General features: G+C 69.6%; 12 protein-coding genes. 9 read left to right on the top strand and 3 right to left on the bottom strand.

What is annotated here, in order from left to right:
- Nucleotides 1-87 precede the first annotated feature (87 nt).
- Genes VGI12_01745 through VGI12_01720 form a run of 6 tightly spaced genes read left to right on the top strand, consistent with a single transcriptional unit; the run spans nucleotide 88 to nucleotide 9,579 of the window.
- Nucleotides 88-1,566, top strand: a complete 1,479-nt coding sequence (locus VGI12_01745; GenBank protein HEY2431366.1) for a rhamnulokinase family protein — start codon at nucleotides 88-90, stop codon at nucleotides 1,564-1,566.
- A 16-nt stretch (nucleotides 1,567-1,582) separates the two neighbouring features.
- Nucleotides 1,583-3,799 carry a bifunctional rhamnulose-1-phosphate aldolase/short-chain dehydrogenase gene (locus VGI12_01740; GenBank protein ID HEY2431365.1) on the top strand — a complete coding sequence of 739 codons (2,217 nt, stop codon included), beginning with the start codon at nucleotides 1,583-1,585 and terminating at the stop codon, nucleotides 3,797-3,799.
- A gap of 59 nt (nucleotides 3,800-3,858) precedes the next feature.
- Nucleotides 3,859-5,376, top strand: a complete 1,518-nt coding sequence (locus VGI12_01735; protein ID HEY2431364.1) for a sugar ABC transporter ATP-binding protein — start codon at nucleotides 3,859-3,861, stop codon at nucleotides 5,374-5,376.
- A complete protein-coding gene (locus VGI12_01730; protein HEY2431363.1) occupies nucleotides 5,373-6,320 on the top strand; it encodes an ABC transporter permease in 948 nt (315 codons plus the stop codon). The genes VGI12_01735 and VGI12_01730 overlap by 4 nt, the downstream gene beginning before the upstream one ends.
- Nucleotides 6,317-8,353, top strand: a complete 2,037-nt coding sequence (locus VGI12_01725) for a substrate-binding domain-containing protein (protein ID HEY2431362.1) — start codon at nucleotides 6,317-6,319, stop codon at nucleotides 8,351-8,353. The genes VGI12_01730 and VGI12_01725 overlap by 4 nt, the downstream gene beginning before the upstream one ends.
- Nucleotides 8,354-8,394: 41 nt before the next feature.
- Entirely contained in the window at nucleotides 8,395-9,579 is a 1,185-nt protein-coding gene (locus VGI12_01720) for a TIM barrel protein (GenBank protein ID HEY2431361.1), read from the top strand.
- Here the strand turns inward: VGI12_01720 and VGI12_01715 are convergent.
- Entirely contained in the window at nucleotides 9,570-10,598 is a 1,029-nt protein-coding gene (locus VGI12_01715; protein ID HEY2431360.1) for a LacI family DNA-binding transcriptional regulator, read from the bottom strand. The genes VGI12_01720 and VGI12_01715 overlap by 10 nt on opposite strands.
- Before the next feature lie 110 nt (nucleotides 10,599-10,708).
- On the opposite strand from VGI12_01715, the gene VGI12_01710 reads away from it, so the two are divergent.
- From VGI12_01710 to VGI12_01700, 3 genes are read left to right on the top strand one after another with little or no spacing between them, the layout of a single operon-like run.
- Entirely contained in the window at nucleotides 10,709-11,653 is a 945-nt protein-coding gene (locus VGI12_01710) for a c-type cytochrome (GenBank protein ID HEY2431359.1), read from the top strand.
- Nucleotides 11,650-13,350, top strand: coding sequence for an acido-empty-quinoprotein group A (locus VGI12_01705; protein HEY2431358.1), 1,701 nt, complete (start codon nucleotides 11,650-11,652; stop codon nucleotides 13,348-13,350). Before VGI12_01710 ends, VGI12_01705 begins: the two co-directional genes overlap by 4 nt.
- Nucleotides 13,351-13,365: 15 nt before the next feature.
- The gene (locus VGI12_01700) at nucleotides 13,366-14,523 is read left to right on the top strand and encodes a sugar phosphate isomerase/epimerase (GenBank protein ID HEY2431357.1); all 1,158 of its coding nucleotides are present in this window, start codon (nucleotides 13,366-13,368) and stop codon (nucleotides 14,521-14,523) included.
- A 165-nt stretch (nucleotides 14,524-14,688) separates the two neighbouring features.
- On the opposite strand, the gene VGI12_01695 is transcribed toward VGI12_01700, so the two are convergent.
- Together VGI12_01695 and VGI12_01690 are read right to left on the bottom strand one after the other, a co-directional pair.
- Nucleotides 14,689-16,704, bottom strand: coding sequence for a M1 family metallopeptidase (locus VGI12_01695; GenBank protein ID HEY2431356.1), 2,016 nt, complete (start codon nucleotides 16,702-16,704; stop codon nucleotides 14,689-14,691).
- 14 nt (nucleotides 16,705-16,718) lie between these two features.
- On the bottom strand, nucleotides 16,719-18,059 hold the full coding sequence (locus tag VGI12_01690; protein HEY2431355.1) for a hypothetical protein: 1,341 nt from the start codon (nucleotides 18,057-18,059) through the stop codon (nucleotides 16,719-16,721).
- Between the last annotated feature and the right edge of the window lie 17 nt (nucleotides 18,060-18,076).

The raw sequence follows: 18,076 nt of genomic DNA, 5'->3' as shown, positions 1-18,076 counted from the left end.
AACTGTGCCGGCCGCGCTTCGAGGCGCATCGCTCGCCTCGCCGGGCTCGCCGCTGCAGGTTCTGAGTTAGGCTCTACAGCACGCTCCATGGCCGCGCGATTCCTGGCGTTCGATCTCGGTGCGGAAAGCGGCCGCGCGATGGCGGGCGAGCTGCGTGCCGGCGCCCTCACGCTCTCCGAGGTGTGCCGCTTTCCGAACGATCCGGTGCGGATGGGCCGATCGCTCCAGTGGGACGCGCCGCGGCTCTGGCTCGAGATGCAGCGCGCGCTGGAGGCCGCCGCCGCCCCCCGCGTCGACTGCATAGGCGTCGATGCCTGGGGCTGCGACTACGCGCTCCTCGGCGAAGGCGGCACGCTCGTCGCCAACCCGTTCCACTATCGCGACCCGCGCACCGACGGCGTGATGGAGGAGGTGCTGACGCGCGTCTCCCGCGCGCGCCTCTACGACATCACCGGCATCCAGTTCCTGCCGTTCAACACGCTCTTTCAGCTCGTCGCCGCCCGGCGCACGACACCGCGGCTGCTCGACGCCGCGACCCACTTCGGCACGATCCCGGATCTGCTGAACTTCTGGCTCACCGGCGAGCTGCGCGCCGAATACACCAATGCGACGACGACGCAGATGATCGACGCGCGGCGGCGGACGTGGGCCGTCGACCTCCTGCGGGAGCTGGATCTGCCGGTGCGGCTGCTGCCGCCGCTCGTCGAACCCGGTTCGGCGATCGGCACGCTGCTGCCGGCCGCCTGCGGCGCGCTCGCCGGTACTCCGGTGGTGGCGCCGGCCTGCCACGACACCGGATCGGCAGTCGCGGCGGTGCCGGCGAACGCCGGCCGCGCGTTCCTCAGCTCGGGGACATGGTCGCTGCTCGGCACCGAAGTGCCCGAGCCGATCATCACCGCCGGCGCGCGCGATCTGAATTTCACCAACGAGGGCGGCGTGTGCGGCACGACGCGCCTGCTCAAGAACATCGGCGGGCTCTGGCTGCTGCAGGCGTGCCGGCGTGACTGGAGCAGGGCAGGACAGCGCTACGAATACGCGGAGCTGGTCGCCGGCGCCGCCGACGAGCGGACGGCGTTCGTCTCGCTGTTCGATCCCGACGATCCAGACTTCCTGCATCCCGACGACATGCCGGGCGCCATTGCCGCCTACTGTCGCCGCACCTCGCAGCCGGCGCCGGAGACGCCGGCCGCGTTCACGCGCGCGATTCTCGAGAGCCTCGCGTTCAAGTACCGCGTCGTGCTCGACGCGCTCGAGGCGCTCACCGGGACGCCGATCACCGAGGTTCAGGTGGTCGGCGGCGGGTCGCGCAACGCCCTCCTCAACCAGTTCACCGCCGACGCGACGGGCCGAACGGTGATCGCCGGGCCGGTCGAGGCGACCGCGCTCGGCAATGTGGCGATGCAGATGGTCGGCACCGGCGCCGTCGGCGACCTCGCCGAGGCGCGCCGCCTCATCGAACACTCGTTTCCGGTGGAGCGGGTGACGCCGGCCGCCGCCGATCACTGGGACGCGCACTACCGGCGGTTCCGGCACTACGTGGACCGGACTGTCTCCAGCCACCGATGACCATGGATCACACGGCATGACGACACCACCATTGACCCGTTTGAAAGACCTCTGGGATGCGCGGACCGCCGAGAGTCTTGCGGGCACTCCGCTCGAGCTGTTGCGCTACCGTTCGAATCTCCTCGGCGAGGACCTTCGCATCACGAACTTCGGCGGCGGCAACACCAGCTCGAAGTTCGAGCTGCCGGATCCACTGACCGGCGCGCCGACGCGGGTGATGGCGGTGAAGGGCAGCGGCGGCGACCTGCGTTCGATCGCCGCGGGCGGCTTCGCCCTCCTCTACATGGAGAAGCTCGAGGCGCTCGCCGCCCGCTATCGCGGCGAGGCGTTCGAAGACGAGATGGTGGGCCTCTATCCGCTGTGCGCCTTCGGCGAGAATCGCGTGGCCGCCTCGATCGATACCGCGCTGCATGCGTTCCTGCCCTTTCCGCACGTCGATCACCTGCACCCCGACTGGGCGATCGCGCTCGCCGCGAGCGCCAACGGCGCGGAGAAGCTCGAGGAGTTCAACCGCCAGTTCGAGCGCCGCATCGCGTGGGTGCCGTGGCAGCGTCCCGGCTTCGAGCTGGCGCTGATGCTGCGCGCGGCGGTGGCGGATCATCCGGGCTGTGACGGCATCGTGCTCGGCGGTCATGGGCTCTTCACGTGGGGCGCGACGCAGTACGAGTGCTATCTGAGCAGCCTGCGCACCATCGATCAGATGGGCGCGTTCATCAGCCAGCACGAGACGCGCGCCGGTCGCCCGCGCTTCGGCGGCGCGGCAGTGACGGCGGCCGTCGCCGACGTCGAGTCGGCGACCGCCGATCTGTTCCCATACCTGCGCGGCGCCGTCTCGTCGAACCGGCGCGTTGTCGGTCACGCCGACGCGTCCGCCGAGGCGATCGAGTTCGCCAACTCGACGTGGGCCGAGGCGCTGTGCGGGCTCGGTACGAGCTGCCCGGATCACTTTCTGCGAACACGTATTTCGCCGATGTTCGTCCCCTGGGATCCGGCCAAGGAGGACGCGGCCGCGCTGCGCGCGCGGATCGGCGAGCGGATCGTGCGCTACCGGGACGACTACGCGGCGTACTACCGGGCGTTCGCCGAGCCGGCGTCACCTGCGCTGCGCGACAGCAACCCGTCGGTCGTGGTCATTCCCGGATTGGGACTCTTCGGTTTCGGCAAGGACAAGCGGGAAGCGCGGATTACGACCGAGTTCTTCGTCAACGCGATTCACGTGATGCAGGGAGCGAACGCGCTCGAAGGGTCCGCCGTGCCGGCGGCGCTGCCGCAGGTACGGCGTCCGGACCAGGCGAAAGAGTTCCGGACGCTCCACAACTACGTCGCCCTGCCGCGGCTGGAGGCCTTCCGGATCGAGTATTGGGCGCTCGAGGAAGCCAAGCTGCAGCGGATGCCCCCCGAGAAAGAGTTCAGCCGCAAAGTGGTCGTGGTCGTCGGCGCCGGCAGCGGCATCGGGCGCGAAGTCGCGCTGCAGATCGCCCGCCGCGGCGGACATGTCTTCGCCGCCGACGCCAACGGGGCGGCGGCGGCCGAGACGGCGCAGCAGGCGGCGGGACTCTCGTCGAAGGAGATGGCGGACGCGGCGCCGCTCGACCTGACGTCGCGCGCCACCGTGGCGGCGGCGATGAGGGCCGCTGTCCTGCGCTTCGGCGGCTTCGACTCGGTGATCAACACCGCGGCGATCTTTCCGACGCCGCCGCTGGGCACGCCGGCGGAGGAGACGTGGGGCGCGGCGATGAGCATCAACGTGACGTCGAACTTCGTGCTGGCGCAGGAAGCGGCGACGATCCTGCGGGCGCAGCAGCTGCCGGCGTCGCTCGTGCTGACCAGCTCTGCCAACGCCGTGGTGGCGAAGGCGGGCAGCGAGGCCTACGACGTCAGCAAGGCCGCGATCAATCACCTGGTGCGCGAACTAGCGGTCGGGCTGGGGCCGCTCGTGCGGGTCAACGCGATCGCGCCAGCGACGGTGGTCGCCGGCTCGGCGATGTTCCCGCGCGACCGGGTGATGGTGTCGCTGCGGAAATACGGCATCGCGTTCGGCGACTCCGAGTCGACCGACGAGCTGCGCGCCCGGCTCGCCGAGTTCTACGCGCAGCGCACGATCACCAAGCGGCCGATCCTGCCGATCGACAACGCCAACGCGATCTGCTGGCTGGCGGGCGACCAGAGCGCGAAGACGACGGGCCACGTGATTCCAGTCGACGGCGGCCTCGCGGAGGCGTTTCTCCGTTAGGAAGGACAGGAAGGAGGTCGAAGGACACGAAGGAACACACGAAGGAACGGGTGGGCGAAATGCTGGGCGTCCGCGGGCTCGCCAAGTCCTATGGCGCGGTGCGGGCGCTGAAGGGCATCTCGTTCGATCTGCGTCCCGGCGAAGTGCATGCGCTGGTCGGCGAGAATGGCGCCGGCAAGTCGACGCTGATCAAGATTGTGACCGGCGCGGTCGCGGCGGACGCGGGCACGATCGAGGTCGGCGGTCGCCCGCTCGCGTCGCTCGACCCGCATGCGGCGCATCTGGCCGGCATCGCGGCGGTCTACCAGCAGCCGGCGCTCTTTCCCCACCTCAGCGTCGCCGAGAACATCGCGCTCGGCCATCGCGCCGCCGGCGGCGGCTGGCGTGTCGACTGGGAGGGACGCCGGCGGCAGGCGCGGGCGCTGCTGGCGCGGATCGGCGCGACCTTCGATCCGGATCGCGCGGTCGAGACGCTGAGCATGCCGGAGCAGCAGCTCGTGGAAATCGCGCGCGCGCTCGGTTCGCAAGCGCGGATCTTCATCCTGGACGAGCCGACGGCGTCGCTCGGCGAACGCGAGGTCGCGGCGCTCCTCGAGACCGTGGTACGCCTCACGGCTGAGGGCGCCGGCGTCATCTACATCTCGCACCGCCTCGACGAGATCTTTGCCGTCGCCGACCGCATCACCGTGCTGCGCGACGGCGCCAGCGTCGGCACGTTTACCGCCAAGGCGATCGGGCGCGACGAGCTCGTCCGCCACATGGTCGGACGGCCGATGACCGACGTCTATCCGCGGCGCGAGTCGACGCGCGGCGCGGCCGTGATCGATCTCGAGGGAGTCGGTCACCGCGCGAGCGGCGTAGACGGCGTGTCGCTGAGCGTGCGCGAAGGCGAGATCGTCGGCCTCGCCGGACTCGTCGGGTCCGGGCGCACCGAGCTGGCCGAAATACTCTTCGGGCTGCGGCCCGCCGACGCGGGGCGCATTCGGCTGCGCGGCACGCCGGTGACGCTGGCGTCGCCCGCCGCCGCGATCGCGCATGGCATCGCCTACGTGCCTGAGGATCGACGGCGGCACGGGGTCATCCTCGACCTGCCGATCGCCGCCAATGTCAGTCTCGCCAGCCTCGCGGCGGTGACGCGGCGCGGCCTGATCGATCGCGCGGCGGAGACGGCGGCGGCGGCGCGTTTCATCGATCGGCTCCACATCAAGGCGCCGTCGCCGGCGGTCGAGGTCCGGACGCTGTCGGGCGGCAATCAGCAGAAGGTGGCGCTGGCACGCTGGCTGGCGACGCGGCCGTCGCTGCTGATCCTCGACGAACCGACGCAGGGCGTCGACGTCGGGGCGAAGGCGGAAATCCACCGGCTGATGGCGGAGCTCGCCGCCGGCGGTCTCGCGGTCCTCATGATCTCGTCGGAGCTGCCGGAGGTGCTCGGGATGAGCGATCGGATCGGGGTCATGCGCAACGGCACCCTCGCGGGCATGCTCGATCGCGCCGACGCGACCCAGGATCGCGTGCTGGCCATGGCGCTCGGGCACCGCGACGGCGATGACGTCGGTCCCGGCGAGGCCGGCAGGTGAACCGACGCCGCGAGCTGAGCCTCGCCGCGGCGATGGCCGCGCTCTGCGTCCCGCTGGCGCTGCTGGCGCCGGGCTTTTTCAGCCGCGAAAACCTCAACGATCTCTTTCTGGGCAATTTCCCCGTGCTGCTGGCGGCGATGGGCGCGACGCTCGTGGTCGTCGCGGGCGAGATCGACATCTCGATCGGATCGATCTTCGCCATCTGCGGCGTGATCGCCGGAACGGCCGCGGTGTCGGGGCTGCCGCTGTCCGTGACGTTCCTGGTGACCTGCGCAGCCGGGGCGCTCCTCGGATCGAGCAACGGTGCGCTGGTGGCGTACGCCGGTCTGCCCTCGATCGTCGTGACGCTCGCGACGATGGTCGCGGGGCGCGAGGCGCTGCGATGGATCACGCAGGGCGCCTGGGTGCAGGGCCTGCCGCCGTCGTTTCAGTGGCTGGGTCTCGGCCAGGCGCGCTTCCCCGCGGTCGCGGCCGTCCTCACGCTGGGGTTGCAGGCGGCGCTCGCCTGGGGCTCGCGCCATCTCGCGGCGTTTCGCGCGGTGTACGCCACCGGCTCTGACGCCGAAGCGGCCCGCCTCGCCGGCATCCACCCGGCGCGGGTCAAGTTCGCGGTGTTCGCGGCGGGCGGCGCTTTCGCCGGTCTGGCGGCGTTCATGAACGCCGTCCGCTTCAATCAGGTGCCGAGCAACGCCGGGATTGGGCTCGAGATGAAAGTGATTGCCGCGGTGGTCGTGGGTGGCGCGGCGATCGGCGGCGGCCGCGGCAGTTTCGGCGGCACCCTGCTCGGCGTGCTGCTGCTGGCGAGCGTCGGACCGGCGCTCGTCTTCCTCGGCGTCAGCAGCTACTGGGAGCGGGCGCTCCACGGCGTCATCATCCTGCTCGCGGTGGGCGTCGAGGCGCTGCATCGCGGGCAAGGGGCGCGGGGCCGAAGGCTGGCCGCGTGAAGCGGAACGAGTGGATCCTCGCCGCCGCGCTGGCCGCTGAAGTGGCCGTGTTCGCGGCGGTGGCGCCGCGCTTTGCGACGGTCACCAATCTGTTCGAGATCCTGCGCGCCAGCGTCGAGCTCGGACTGCTCGCGATCGCGCTGACGCCAGTGATCGTCACCGGCGGCATCGACGTTTCGGTCGGCGCGATGATGGGGCTGGCGGCGGTCGTCTTCGGCGCGGCGATGGTCGACTGGCATGCCAGCGTGCCGGTGGCGCTCGGCGCGGCGCTCGGCGCGGGGGTGTTGGGCGGGGTGCTGAACGCCACCGTCATTGCCGGCCTCGACGTCCCGCCGCTCATCGTCACGCTCGGGTCGATGTCGCTCTTCCGCGGCATCGCGGAGGGAATGACGGGCGCGGCGACCAACTACACCGGCTTTCCGCGTGCGTTCCTGGCCTTCGGTCAGGGCTATGCAGGCGGCGTGATGCCGTGGCAGGTCCCGCTGTTCGCGGCGGTGTTCGCCGGCTATGCGCTCCTGCTGCACCGGATGCCGGCTGGTCGCGCCTACTACGCCGTCGGCTTCGGCGCGGCCGGGGCCCGCTACGCCGGCATCGACGTGCGCCGCCGCCTGTGGTGGCTCTACGTGCTGACCGGCCTGATGGCGAGTGTCGCGGCGATCGTCTACGTCTCCCACCTCGGACAGGCGCGATCCGACGCGGGCAGCGGCTACGAGCTGGACGCGATCGCGGCAGTCGTGCTCGGCGGCACGTCGGTGTTTGGCGGACGCGGCTCGCTCTGGGGTACGCTGCTCGGTCTCGCGGCGATTAGCGTGCTGCGCAACGGCTTCGAGCTCGCCGCGTGGCCGTCGGAGCTGGCGGGCGTGATGACGGGCGGGCTGCTCATCGTCACGATGGCGCTCGATCGCGTCGGCATCGGCATCAGCCCTCGCGCCGAGGTGGGCGCGGCGAGAGAGGAGTTCACGGTGAAGAATGCTCAGGTGGCGGCGCTCTGCGCCGCGGTGATCGCCGCGGGGGGCATCGTTGCCGGCACGAACGCATGGCTGGTGCGTACGATCGGCGGCAGCGGCGCGGCGACGTCAACGCGCACGGCTGCGGCGGCGCCGAGTGGCGATACCGCGGCCGGCCGGCGGCCGGTCGTCGCGATGATGCCGAAGGCGAAAGGCGATCCGTATTTCATCAGCTGCCGCGCCGGCGCCGAAGAGGCGGCGAAGGAGGCCGGCGTCGACCTGATATGGGATGGGCCGACCAGCCTCGACGCCGCGCGCCAGAACGAGCTGGTCGAGAACTGGATCACCCGCAGGGTCGACGCGATCGCGGTGGCGGTGGAGAACCGCGGCGGGATCTCGTCGGTGCTGCGCAAGGCCCGCGAGCACGGCATCAAGGTGCTGACCTGGGATGCCGATGCCGAGCCTGACGCGCGCGATTTTTTTGTCAACCAGGCGACGCCCGAAGGGATCGCCACGACGCTGACCGACGAGGCGGCGCGGCTGCTGAACGGTGAAGGACAGTTTGCGATCGTCACCGGCGCCCTCAGCGCCGCCAACCAGAACGAGTGGATCGCCAACATCCGGGCGCGCCTCGCCGCGAAGTACCCCAAGCTGGCGCTCGCGACGATCCGCCCGAGCGACGACGACCGCGACAAGGCCTTCGCCGAAACCCAGACGATTCTGCGCGTCAACCCGGCGGTGACGCTGGTGATGGCGATCTCGGCGCCGGCGGTGCCGGGCGCCGCCGAGGCGGTCCGTCAGGCCGGACGGAGCGGCGCGGTCAAGGTGATCGGGCTGTCGCTGCCGAACATGAACAAGCCGTACGTCCACAGCGGCGTCGTCCAAGCGGTCATCCTCTGGAACACCCGCGATCTCGGGTACTTGACGGTCGTGTCGGCGTCGCAGCTGGTGCGGCAGACCATCGCTGCGGGCGCGACGAGCCTCGAGGCGGGCCGGCTCGGACGCATCCAGGTGCGCGGCAGTGAGATCATCCTGGGCGCGCCGCTGCTGATGAACAAGAGCAACATCGACCGCTACGATTTCTAGCAGGAGTCGGCAGTTCGCCGCTGCCGCGGAGTGAGGCGCTCATGCCAACGAGAGAGGAACGCGTGCACCGGGCCATGGACGGCTTTCGCATCGAGCTGCCGTCGTGGGGCTTCGCCAATACGGGGACCCGCTTCGGGAAGTTCCTGCAGCCGGCGGCGGCGGCGACGATCGAGGAGAAGTTCAGCGACGCCGGGCAGGTCCATGCGCTGACCGGCGTCTGTCCGACGCTGGCGCTGCACGTGCTCTGGGACCTGCCGGCCGGTAGCGGCGGCGCGGCCGAGATCGCGCGATTGTCGGCCCTCTACGGCGTCCGTGCCGGCTCGATCAATCCCAATCTGTTCCAGGACCAGGAATACAAGCACGGCTCGTTCGCCAATCCCGATTCCGCCGTGCGCCAGCGCGCCCGGCAGCACGTCGTCGACAGCATCGGGATCGCCGGCGCGCTCGGCAGCCGGGACGTCTCGCTGTGGTTCGCTGACGGCTCGAACTACCCTGGCACGGCCAATATCCGCCAGCGCCGCGCCTGGTTCGTCGAACATCTGCAGGCGAGCCACCGCGCGCTCGCGATCGATCAGCGCCTGCTCGTCGAGTACAAGCCGTTCGAGCCGGCGTTCTACCACACCGACATCGCTGACTGGGGCATGGCGCTGCTGCTGGCGCGCGCCGCCGGTCCGCAGGCGCGCGTCCTCGTCGACACCGGCCATCACTACGCGTCGCAGAACATCGAGCAGATCGTCGCCTGGCTGCTCGCCGAGGGGATGCTCGGCGGTTTTCACTTCAACGACCGCCGCTATGGCGATGACGATCTCACGCTCGGCTCGATCGATCCGTACCAGGTGTTCCGCATCTTCCACGAGATTCGTGCCTACGCGCACGAGACCGGCGGCGAGCCCGACATCGCCTACATGATCGACCAGAGCCACAACCTGAAAGGCAAGATCGAGGCGATGATCCAGACCGTGTCGATCGCGCAGGCGCTCTTCGCGAAGGCGGCGCTCGTTGATCACGAGGCGCTGGCGGTCGCGCAGCGCCGGAGCGATCTCGTCGCCGCGGAGGGGATCCTGCAGGACGCGTTTGCCACCGACGTCCGCCCGGCGATTCGCGAGTGGCGGATCACCCGGCACCTGTCGCCCGATCCGCAGGTGGCGTTCCGCGAGAGTGGTTACCTCGAACGGATCACGCGCGCGCGCGGCTCGCGCGAGGGGGGAAGCGCGTCCTATGCGTGATCCGACCCGTGTCGCGAACCGGGCGGCGCGGTCGTCGCGCGGACGACGAGGCGGTGCGGCAGCGTCACCGACGCCGGCGCGACCGAGTCGTCGGCGAGGATCGAGAGCAGCAGCCTGACCGTGCCTTCGCCGATCTCGCGCATCGGCTGCGCGATCGTCGTCAACGCCGGCTGGGTGTAGCGGGCGAAGCGGATGTCGTCGAAGCCGACGACGGAGAGATCGGCCGGTACGCTGAGGGACTGCCGGCGGGCGTAGTCGAGCACGCCCATCGCCATCTCGTCGTTGAAGCAGAAGATCGCCGTCGGCCGCACGCGGCCGGCGAGGAGCCGCGCGGCCGCCGCGACGCCGGACTCGACGGTGAAGTCGCCGCCCGCGATCATCAAGTCGTCACCGCCACGCTGCCCGGCGATCGCCGAAGCGCCGCGAAGGCGGTCGCGCGAGAGCGGGCTGGCGAGCGGGCCGGTGACCACGCCGATGCGGCGGTGTCCGAGATCGTAGAGGTGCGCCATGGCGTCCATCGCCGCGACCGCGTTGTCGATGTGGACGCTCGGCACGCCGACCCGCGGGTTGAACTCGCAGCCGTTGACGACCGGCGCGCAGCGCGGCGCCGCAAACCTGACGCGCGCGTGTGCCGCCTCGGGCAGGCGATGGCCGAGGAAGATCAGGCCGTCGGCCTCCTTGCTGCTCAGCATCGTCGCGTAGCGCTGCTCCCGCTGCTCGTCGTGCTGGGTGTCGCCGAGCAGCACCGCGTACGCCTCCCGCTGCGCCGCGTCCTCGATCCCCTGCAGGATGAGCGAAAAGAACGGGTTGGAGATGTCGGGCACGGTGACGAGCAGCTTGCCGGTGCGCGCGGTTCGCAGGTGCTTGGCCGTCGAATTGGGCGTGTAGCCGAGCAGGTCGACCGCGCGGAGGACCCGGATCCGGGTTTTCGCGGAGACGACCCCTGGCTGGCTGAGCACCCGCGACACGGTGGAGGGGGAGACGCCGGCGCGCTTCGCCACTTCGTAGATATTCGGCACGCTTCGTCCGGCTCGATCCGGCGCGCCATCATATACGCAACCAAGTTGCCGCGCATGCGCAATCCTGTTAGCATTCGCCCGGTCTGCAATCGATTTCCTTCGAGGTATTCATGCGACAGCACGTGGTTCTGGCAGCGGCCGCTGGTGTGCTGCTGTCCAGCATTCTGATACGCGCGCAGGCGCCGCAACCCCCGACGCCGGCGCCGGCCGGGACGCCTGGCGGCGCCGCCGCGCAGGCACCGCAGGCCCCCGGCGGCCGCGGACGCGGCCAGGGACAGGGATTCCCAGCACAGCAGCGCAAGCTCGCCGATGCCGCCGTCATCGAGCGCGGGGGCACGCTGTACGGCATCAACTGCCGCCTCTGCCACGGGGCCGACCTTCGCGGCGGCGACATGGGCGGGGTCAACCTCCTGCGCTCGCCGATCGTGCTCGGCGATCAGGACGGCGAGCTCATCTACCCGGTCGTCCACAACGGCAAGCAGACCGAAGGGCTGCCGCCGATGCCGCCGCTGCCGCTCCCAGAGGCCGACGTGAAGGCGGTCGCGGCCTACGTGCATAGCGTGGCCGCACGCATGGCCGGACAGGGCGGGCCGCCGCCGGGAGAGGCCAAGGAACTGAACATTCTCGTCGGAGACGCGGCCGCGGGTCAGCGGTATTTCGATGCGAACTGCGCGAGTTGTCACGCCGCGGCCGGCGACATGGCCGGCGTGGCGACGCGCTATCCGACGCCGGTCGCGCTGCAGAGCGCCTGGGTCGCGGGCGGCGGCGGCGGCCGCGGCGGACGCGGTGCCGCGCCGGCCGGACGCACGCCGAAGCCGGTGACGGCGGTGGTGACCACCCGAGACGGCCAGCGCGTCGAAGGACGCCTGGACCGCATCGACGACTTCCTGGTGACGGTCACGCTCGCCGACGGCACGCAGAAGACCTTTGCCCGATCGGGCAACTCACCGACCATCGCGATCACCGATCCGCTCGACGGCCATCGGCAGTTGTGGCGGAAGCTGACCGACAAGGACATTCACGACGTGACCGCATATCTGGTGACACTGAAATGACGCGAACAACGCTCGCTGTGCTGGCGGCGACGCTGGTCCTGGGCCGCGGGCTCGGCGCTCAGCAGAAGCCGATCCTCGATGCCGCGGAGGCTCTGAAACCGCTGTCCGACGAGTGGACCACTTACTCGGGCGACTACAGCGGCAAGCGGTATAGCGCTCTGAAGGACATCAATCAGGCGTCGGTCAAGGGCCTGTCGCTCGCCTGGACGGTCCGTCTCACCGGCGGTCTGCCGGCCGCGGGCGGCGGCGGGTTCGGCGGCAGGGGAGGCGGATTCGGCGGACCACCGGCCAATGTCGTGGTCGGCGGGGAAGGGGCCGAGGAGTTCGCGTTCGGCGGCACGCCCGGCGTCAAGGGCGCGATCCTCAAGGTCGGCGACGTCCTCTACGTGACGGCCCCCGACAACGTCTGGGCGCTCGACGCGCTCGACGGCCACCAGTTGTGGCGCTATTTCTGGAAGACGCGCGGCGGCACGCACATCGGCAACCGCGGCGCGGCGCTCTGGAACAACTACCTGTTCTTCGAGACGCCGGACAACTACCTCGTCTCGCTCGACGCACGCACCGGCAAGGAACGCTGGCACGTCGAGATCGCGAGTTTCAACGAACAGTATTTCTCGACGGCAGCGCCGGTCGTCATCGGCAACCACGTGCTGGCCGGCACCGGCAACGACCTCGACATGCCGGGGTTCCTGCAGGCGTTCGATCCCGAGACCGGCAAACTGCAGTGGAAGACCTACATGGTGCCGATGAAGGAAGGGGACCCCGGGCTCGACACCTGGCCGAGCCTCGAAGCGGCGCGGCACGGCGGCGGACAGACCTGGATTCCGGGCGCCTACGATCCCGAGACGAAGCTCTACATCATCGGCACCGGCAATCCGACACCCGGCTACACCGGCCAGGGGCGCAAAGGGGACAATCTCTTCACCTGCGCGCTCGTCGCGATCAACGTCGAGACGGGCAAGATGGCGTGGTACTACCAGACGTCGCCGCACGACACGCACGACTGGGACTCGGCGCAGACGCCGATCCTGATCGACGGCCAGATCGAGGGCCAGACGCGCAAGCTCGTCGCGTCGGCCTCGCGGAACGGCTGGTTCACAGTGGTGGATCGGGTGACCGGCGAGCCGGTGACCAGCCAGCCGTTCGGCACGACCATGAACTGGGTGAAGAACGTCCGCAAGAACGGCCAGCCCGAGCCGGACCCCGGCAAGGAAGCGACCGTCCCAGGATCGCTCGTCTCGCCGGTCGAGGGGGGAGTGACGAACTGGCCGCCTGGCGCGTTCTCACCCGACACCGGATTCTTCTACGTCCACGAGAACAACGGCTTCAACCTGCTGTACCTGACGGAAACGGATCCGCGCGGCTCGATGGGGCTGGCTGGGAAGACCGTCGCGGGCGTCGGCTCGTTCCCGAGCGCGCTGCGCGCGATCGACTACAAGACCGGCAAGGTGGCGTGGCGTCATGAGTTCCCGCAGGGCGGCGGCAGCGGCGGCATCCTCGCGACTGCCGGCCGTCTGCTCTTCACCGGCGACGGCGGCGGCAATTTCGTGGCCTTCGACGCCACCAACGGCACGCCGCTGTGGCATACGCGCATCGGCTCGCCGAGCAACGCGCCGGAGACCTACATGCAGGACGGGCAGCAGTACGTGCTGGTGGCCGTCAACGACGCGCTCTATGCGTTCACACTGAATAAATAGTCCGGGGAGAAACCGATGTCGTACAGCCGTCGTGAATTCGGAAAGCTCGCCCTCGCCGGACTGCCGGCAGCGGCGCTGCTCGGCCGCGGGGACTCTGTGTTGGGCGCGTGGGCCGCGCAGGCGAAACCCGACTCGCTGATCGACGGCGTCCAGATCGGGGCGATCACCTACAGCTATCGCAGCATGCCCGATCAGAGCGCCGAGGCGACGCTCAAGTACCTGCTCGATTCGGGCTTGAGCGGGTGCGAACTGATGGACGGTCCGGCGGAGATGTTTGCCGGCCGCCCACAAGCCGCAGGACGTGGCGCCGGGCCGGGAGGCTTCGGCGGCGGACGCCGCGGGCAGCCGCCGGCGCTCGAGCCGGGGCCAGGGCAGAAGCTGGCCGAATGGAATGGGCAGCAGTGCCTCGTGTCGGCCGACACGGGTCAGCCCGTGCCGCCGGCCGGCTTCGGCGGCGGTGGCCGCGGCCGCGGTCAGCAGACGCCGGAACAGATCGCCGAGCAGCAGGAAGCCGCGAAGAAGCTGAAGGAGTGGCGCACCTCGGTTCCGATGGATCGCTTCAAGCAGCTCCGCGCGATGTACAAGGACGCGGGCGTCACGATCTACGCCTACAAGACCGACGGCATGCAGAAGAACATGCAGACCTCCGACGAGGAGCTTGACTACATGTTCAACGTCGCCGCCGCCGTCGGCGCGACGCACACGACGATGGAGTTGCCGACAGGGGCGGACGCCGAGGCGATGCTGAAGCGCATGTCCTCGTTCGCCGAGAAGCACAAGGTCGCCATCGCCTACCACACGCACCTGCAGGGCAGCATGACCGCCTTCGATCAGGCGTTCGCCATCTCCAAGTGGAACATGTCGAACGTCGACCTCGGCCACTGGGTGGCGGGCGGCAACCAGGGAGGCTCGCCGCTGGACTTTCTGACGAAGTACCACGACCGCACCGCCAGCTTCCATTTGAAGGACCGTACGACACCGCAGCACTGCGGCTTGAACCTGCCGTGGGGCACGGGAGAAACGCCGATCAAGCCGATCCTCCAGCTCGTGAAGAAGAACAAGTGGAAGATGCCGGCGTCGATCGAGCTCGAGTACAACGTCCCCGAGGGGTCCGACGCCGTGCAGGAAGTCAAGAAGTGCGTCGACTTCTGTAGGCAGGCACTGACGACGTAACAGGCGCAGGGCCGGCCGGGTCTGAAGACCCGGTCTACGTGGGACGGTCCCGTCGATAAGCCCGTAGGGCCGGCCGATCACCCCTGGCCCGGTCGAGCAGCTCTCGTCCGGTCGATCAGCTGTAGCCCGGACCTTCAGGTCCGGCAGCCCGTCCCTGCCCCTTTCTTATTTACGCGGCCAGACGTTGTCGCTCGGGTCCCGATCGGGGAAGCGCCCGTCGGGATCGAGCGTGATCGATTCGACGCCTCGGCCGCCGAAATCGAGCGTCGCCTGGAACGTGCGATTGCCGATGAACCACACGTCAACCGGATAGGAGACGATCGCCGTCGTCGCGTCGAGCATCTTCGCGTTCGCCATCGGCTTGACGGCTGGACCCGACGCTGCGAGCGTGACCTTCAGCACCACCGGCGAGGGCATCTGGCCGTCCTGGCGGACAGTGACGATCGTCTTGCCGCCGTTGGGCGTCACGCTGACGATCGAGCCGTCGACCGACTCGGTGGTCCACAGCCAGTAGTACCAGAACCACTGCAGATCGCGGCCGAGCGCCTTGTCCATGAAGAAAATGTAGTCCCACGGCGAAGGGTGCTTGAACGCCCACGCCTTGGCGTATTCACTCTGCGCGCGCTGCACCTCGGCGTCGCCGACGATGCCGCCGAGCATCGAGAGCATCAGCGGCGTTTTGGAATAGGTCTGGAAGCTGTACATCGGCCCGGCGTAGTTGGCCGGCCACATCATCGGCGCTTCTTCCTCGTTGCCGCTCACGCGACCGTAGCTCTGGCCGAGGCCGTCGAGTTTCGGCTCGACGTGCCTGGCGTCGGCGTCGGAAAGGATGTTCATGTACTGGTTGAAGCCCTCGTCCATCCAGCCGTACCACGTCTCATTGTTGCTGACCACCATCGGCCACCACTCATGGCCGGTTTCGTGATCGGCCGGCCCCTGGTTGGAGTTGATCACCATCGGATACTCCATGCCGTTGTCGGGACCGTCCTGCACGGTGAGCTGTGGAAATGCGTACGGCGCCCACAGCTTCGAGTAGAACTCGAGCGCGTGACGGGCGATCGGGCCCGCGTTGGCGTAGCCGCTCTCGTGGTCGGGCTGGAACGCCAAATAGATCGGCACCGGTCCCTTGCCTGGAATCGTCGCGCGCGTCGCCTTCAGCTCGAGGTCGCTCGCCGTGAGCCATGCGAAGTCGTTGACGTTGTCGGCGACGAAGTGCCAGGTCAGGCGATCGCCCGGCTGCGTCGCTTGGCCGGGTCCCTTCTCGTCGGCGCCGACGATAGTGATGACCTGATCGGATTCGAGGACGTGGGTCAGCCGCTCGCGCGCCTTGTCGGTGTAGACCTCCTGCGGGTTCTGCAGCACGCCGGTGCCGGTGACGATCCAGCCGCCCGGCACGTCGATGCGAACGTCGAAGCGGCCGAAGTTGTTGTAGAACTCCGCCGGTCCGAGGTACGGCATCGTGTCCCAGCCGCGCAGATCGTCGTAGACGGCGACGCGCGGATACCACTGCGTCGGCTGATAGAGCATGTGATCCCAGCGCTGCGTCATGCGATGGCCGCGGCCTGGGCCGCCGGGAAGCATCGTGTGCCAATCGATCGTGAGCGTGGAAGTTGTCTTGGCTGCTATCGGCGAGGCGGGGAAGACGTGCGCTACGGTTTGGTCCAGCCCCGACGCCGAGAGCCGGCGGGGCGGTGCGCCGCCGCGTCGGCCGCCGCCGGCCGGCGCCGGCGTGGCCAGATCGACGGGATTGCCGTCGACGACAAGCCGGGTGATCACCATCCCATCGGTGTTCTCGGCCGGCAGTGACGCGCCGCGCTGGACCAGCCCACGAAAGATGTTGTGATCCAGCCGCAGGACGATTTCGTTCAGCTCCTGCGGGCTGTTGTTGTGCAGGGTGATGGTTTCGCTGCCGGTGATCGTATCGGTGGCGGGATCGAGCTTGGCGTCGATCGAGTAGTCGACCTGCTGCTGCCAGTAGTTGGGCCCGGGCTTTCCGGTCAGGTCGCGGGTGCCGGCGTCGAGGGCGCGGCGGATTGCGTTGGTCAACGGCACGTCGCGCCGGATTGCCCGTGGGACGACGGACTTGAGCTGACTGCTGGCCGGCGCGGGCGAGCTCGCCTGCTGCCCCGCCAGCGTGGCGGGCGCAAGCAGGCACAGAACGGCGACGATGCGGGAAATCATCCTCGCACTCTACATCACTGCACCTCGAACGTGGCCCGCGCCTCGACTACGTATGCCCCTGCTGCGAGCGTGAAACTCGCGGTGCCCAGGCACTCGCCGGCCGCGCTGCAGTTGTTGAGCGGAATCGTCACGGTCAGAGGGTTGCCGCCCAGACGCGGCTTGACGGTGACCAGCACGCCGGTGCCGCTTGGTACGCCGCTGGTGGCGACGTCGATGCCGGTGAGCCCCGGCGACGGCAGCAGCAGGTCGATGCTGCCGAAGGTGCCCTGCGGAATCGTGGGCGGCGGCTGGCCGCCCACGCCGGTGATGCGCACACTCGGCGTGATCACGGCGCCGAGCGGCGTCGGGCCGGTGACCCGCGCAGCCGACGGCTGTGTGAGGAACATCGTACCCGCTGTCGTGTCCGTCGCCTCCAGACGGATCCGTCCGTCGGTGCCGGCCGGCGAGTCGAATCCACCGCCGCCGCCGCGCGCGTAGAACTGGCCGTTGCCAGCGTCGACGAACGACCGCGCCACGATTCGGATCGCGCCGCCGCTGCCGCCGCCGCCGCCGTGCGTGCAGGAGCCGTTGCCGACACTGCCGCCGCCGCCCCCGTCGGCGAAGACCTGAAGGTTCTGCACGGTCAGCGTGCCGTTTGCGACGATCAGCAGACCGCCGCCGCCCCCCCCGCCGCCGCCGCCCGTGCAGTTCGTCGCCCCGCTGAAGCCGGTGCCGCCGCCGCCGCCCGACGCGCCGAGCAGGGGTGTCAGCTCCGGCGCGCCGAAGAACGTTCCGCCGCCGGCGACAGCCGATGTCGACGCACCGGCGCCGCCGCCCGGACCGAAACCGGTACCGCCCGTGGTGAAGCCGTTGATCGATTCCGCCGCCGCGTCGCCGCCGCGAAAGCCGCCCGGCCCGCCAAGGCCGCCGACGCCGGCGATACCCGAACCGGACCCCGACGACCCGCTCGAACCGGACACGATGAAGGTCTGACAGCAGCCGTTGGCGCCGCGCAGGAGCACATCGCCCGCGACGAGAATCGTCACGGGGGAGTTGGCGGCGTTGCGCGCAAAATTCAGGTTGAAGCCGCCGTTCACGGTGAAGCTGGTGAAGCGCAGGATGCCGTCCGGCGGCACTTGCAGCGTGATCGTCCCGCCGCTGCAGTTCGCGGCGCAGCCGCTCGTGCCGGCCGGGTAGGTCGAGGGCGTGCCGGCGTCGAACGGCTGCAGCCCCGGCGTGTTGGCGCAGCCGCACAGATCGATGATCTGCTGCGCGGCGAAGCCGACCGGCGTCAGGACGATCGCTGCGGCGGCGACGAACAGGCTCCAGCGCGACCCGAGTGTCCGCTGCGTCTTCTGGCTGAACTTGGTCTCCATATGCTCCTCTTTGCGGC

Source organism: Vicinamibacterales bacterium, from assembly GCA_036496585.1.
In the GTDB taxonomy this organism is placed as follows: domain Bacteria; phylum Acidobacteriota; class Vicinamibacteria; order Vicinamibacterales; family 2-12-FULL-66-21; genus JAICSD01.
This window is presented reverse-complemented; position numbering and strand designations above follow the sequence as displayed.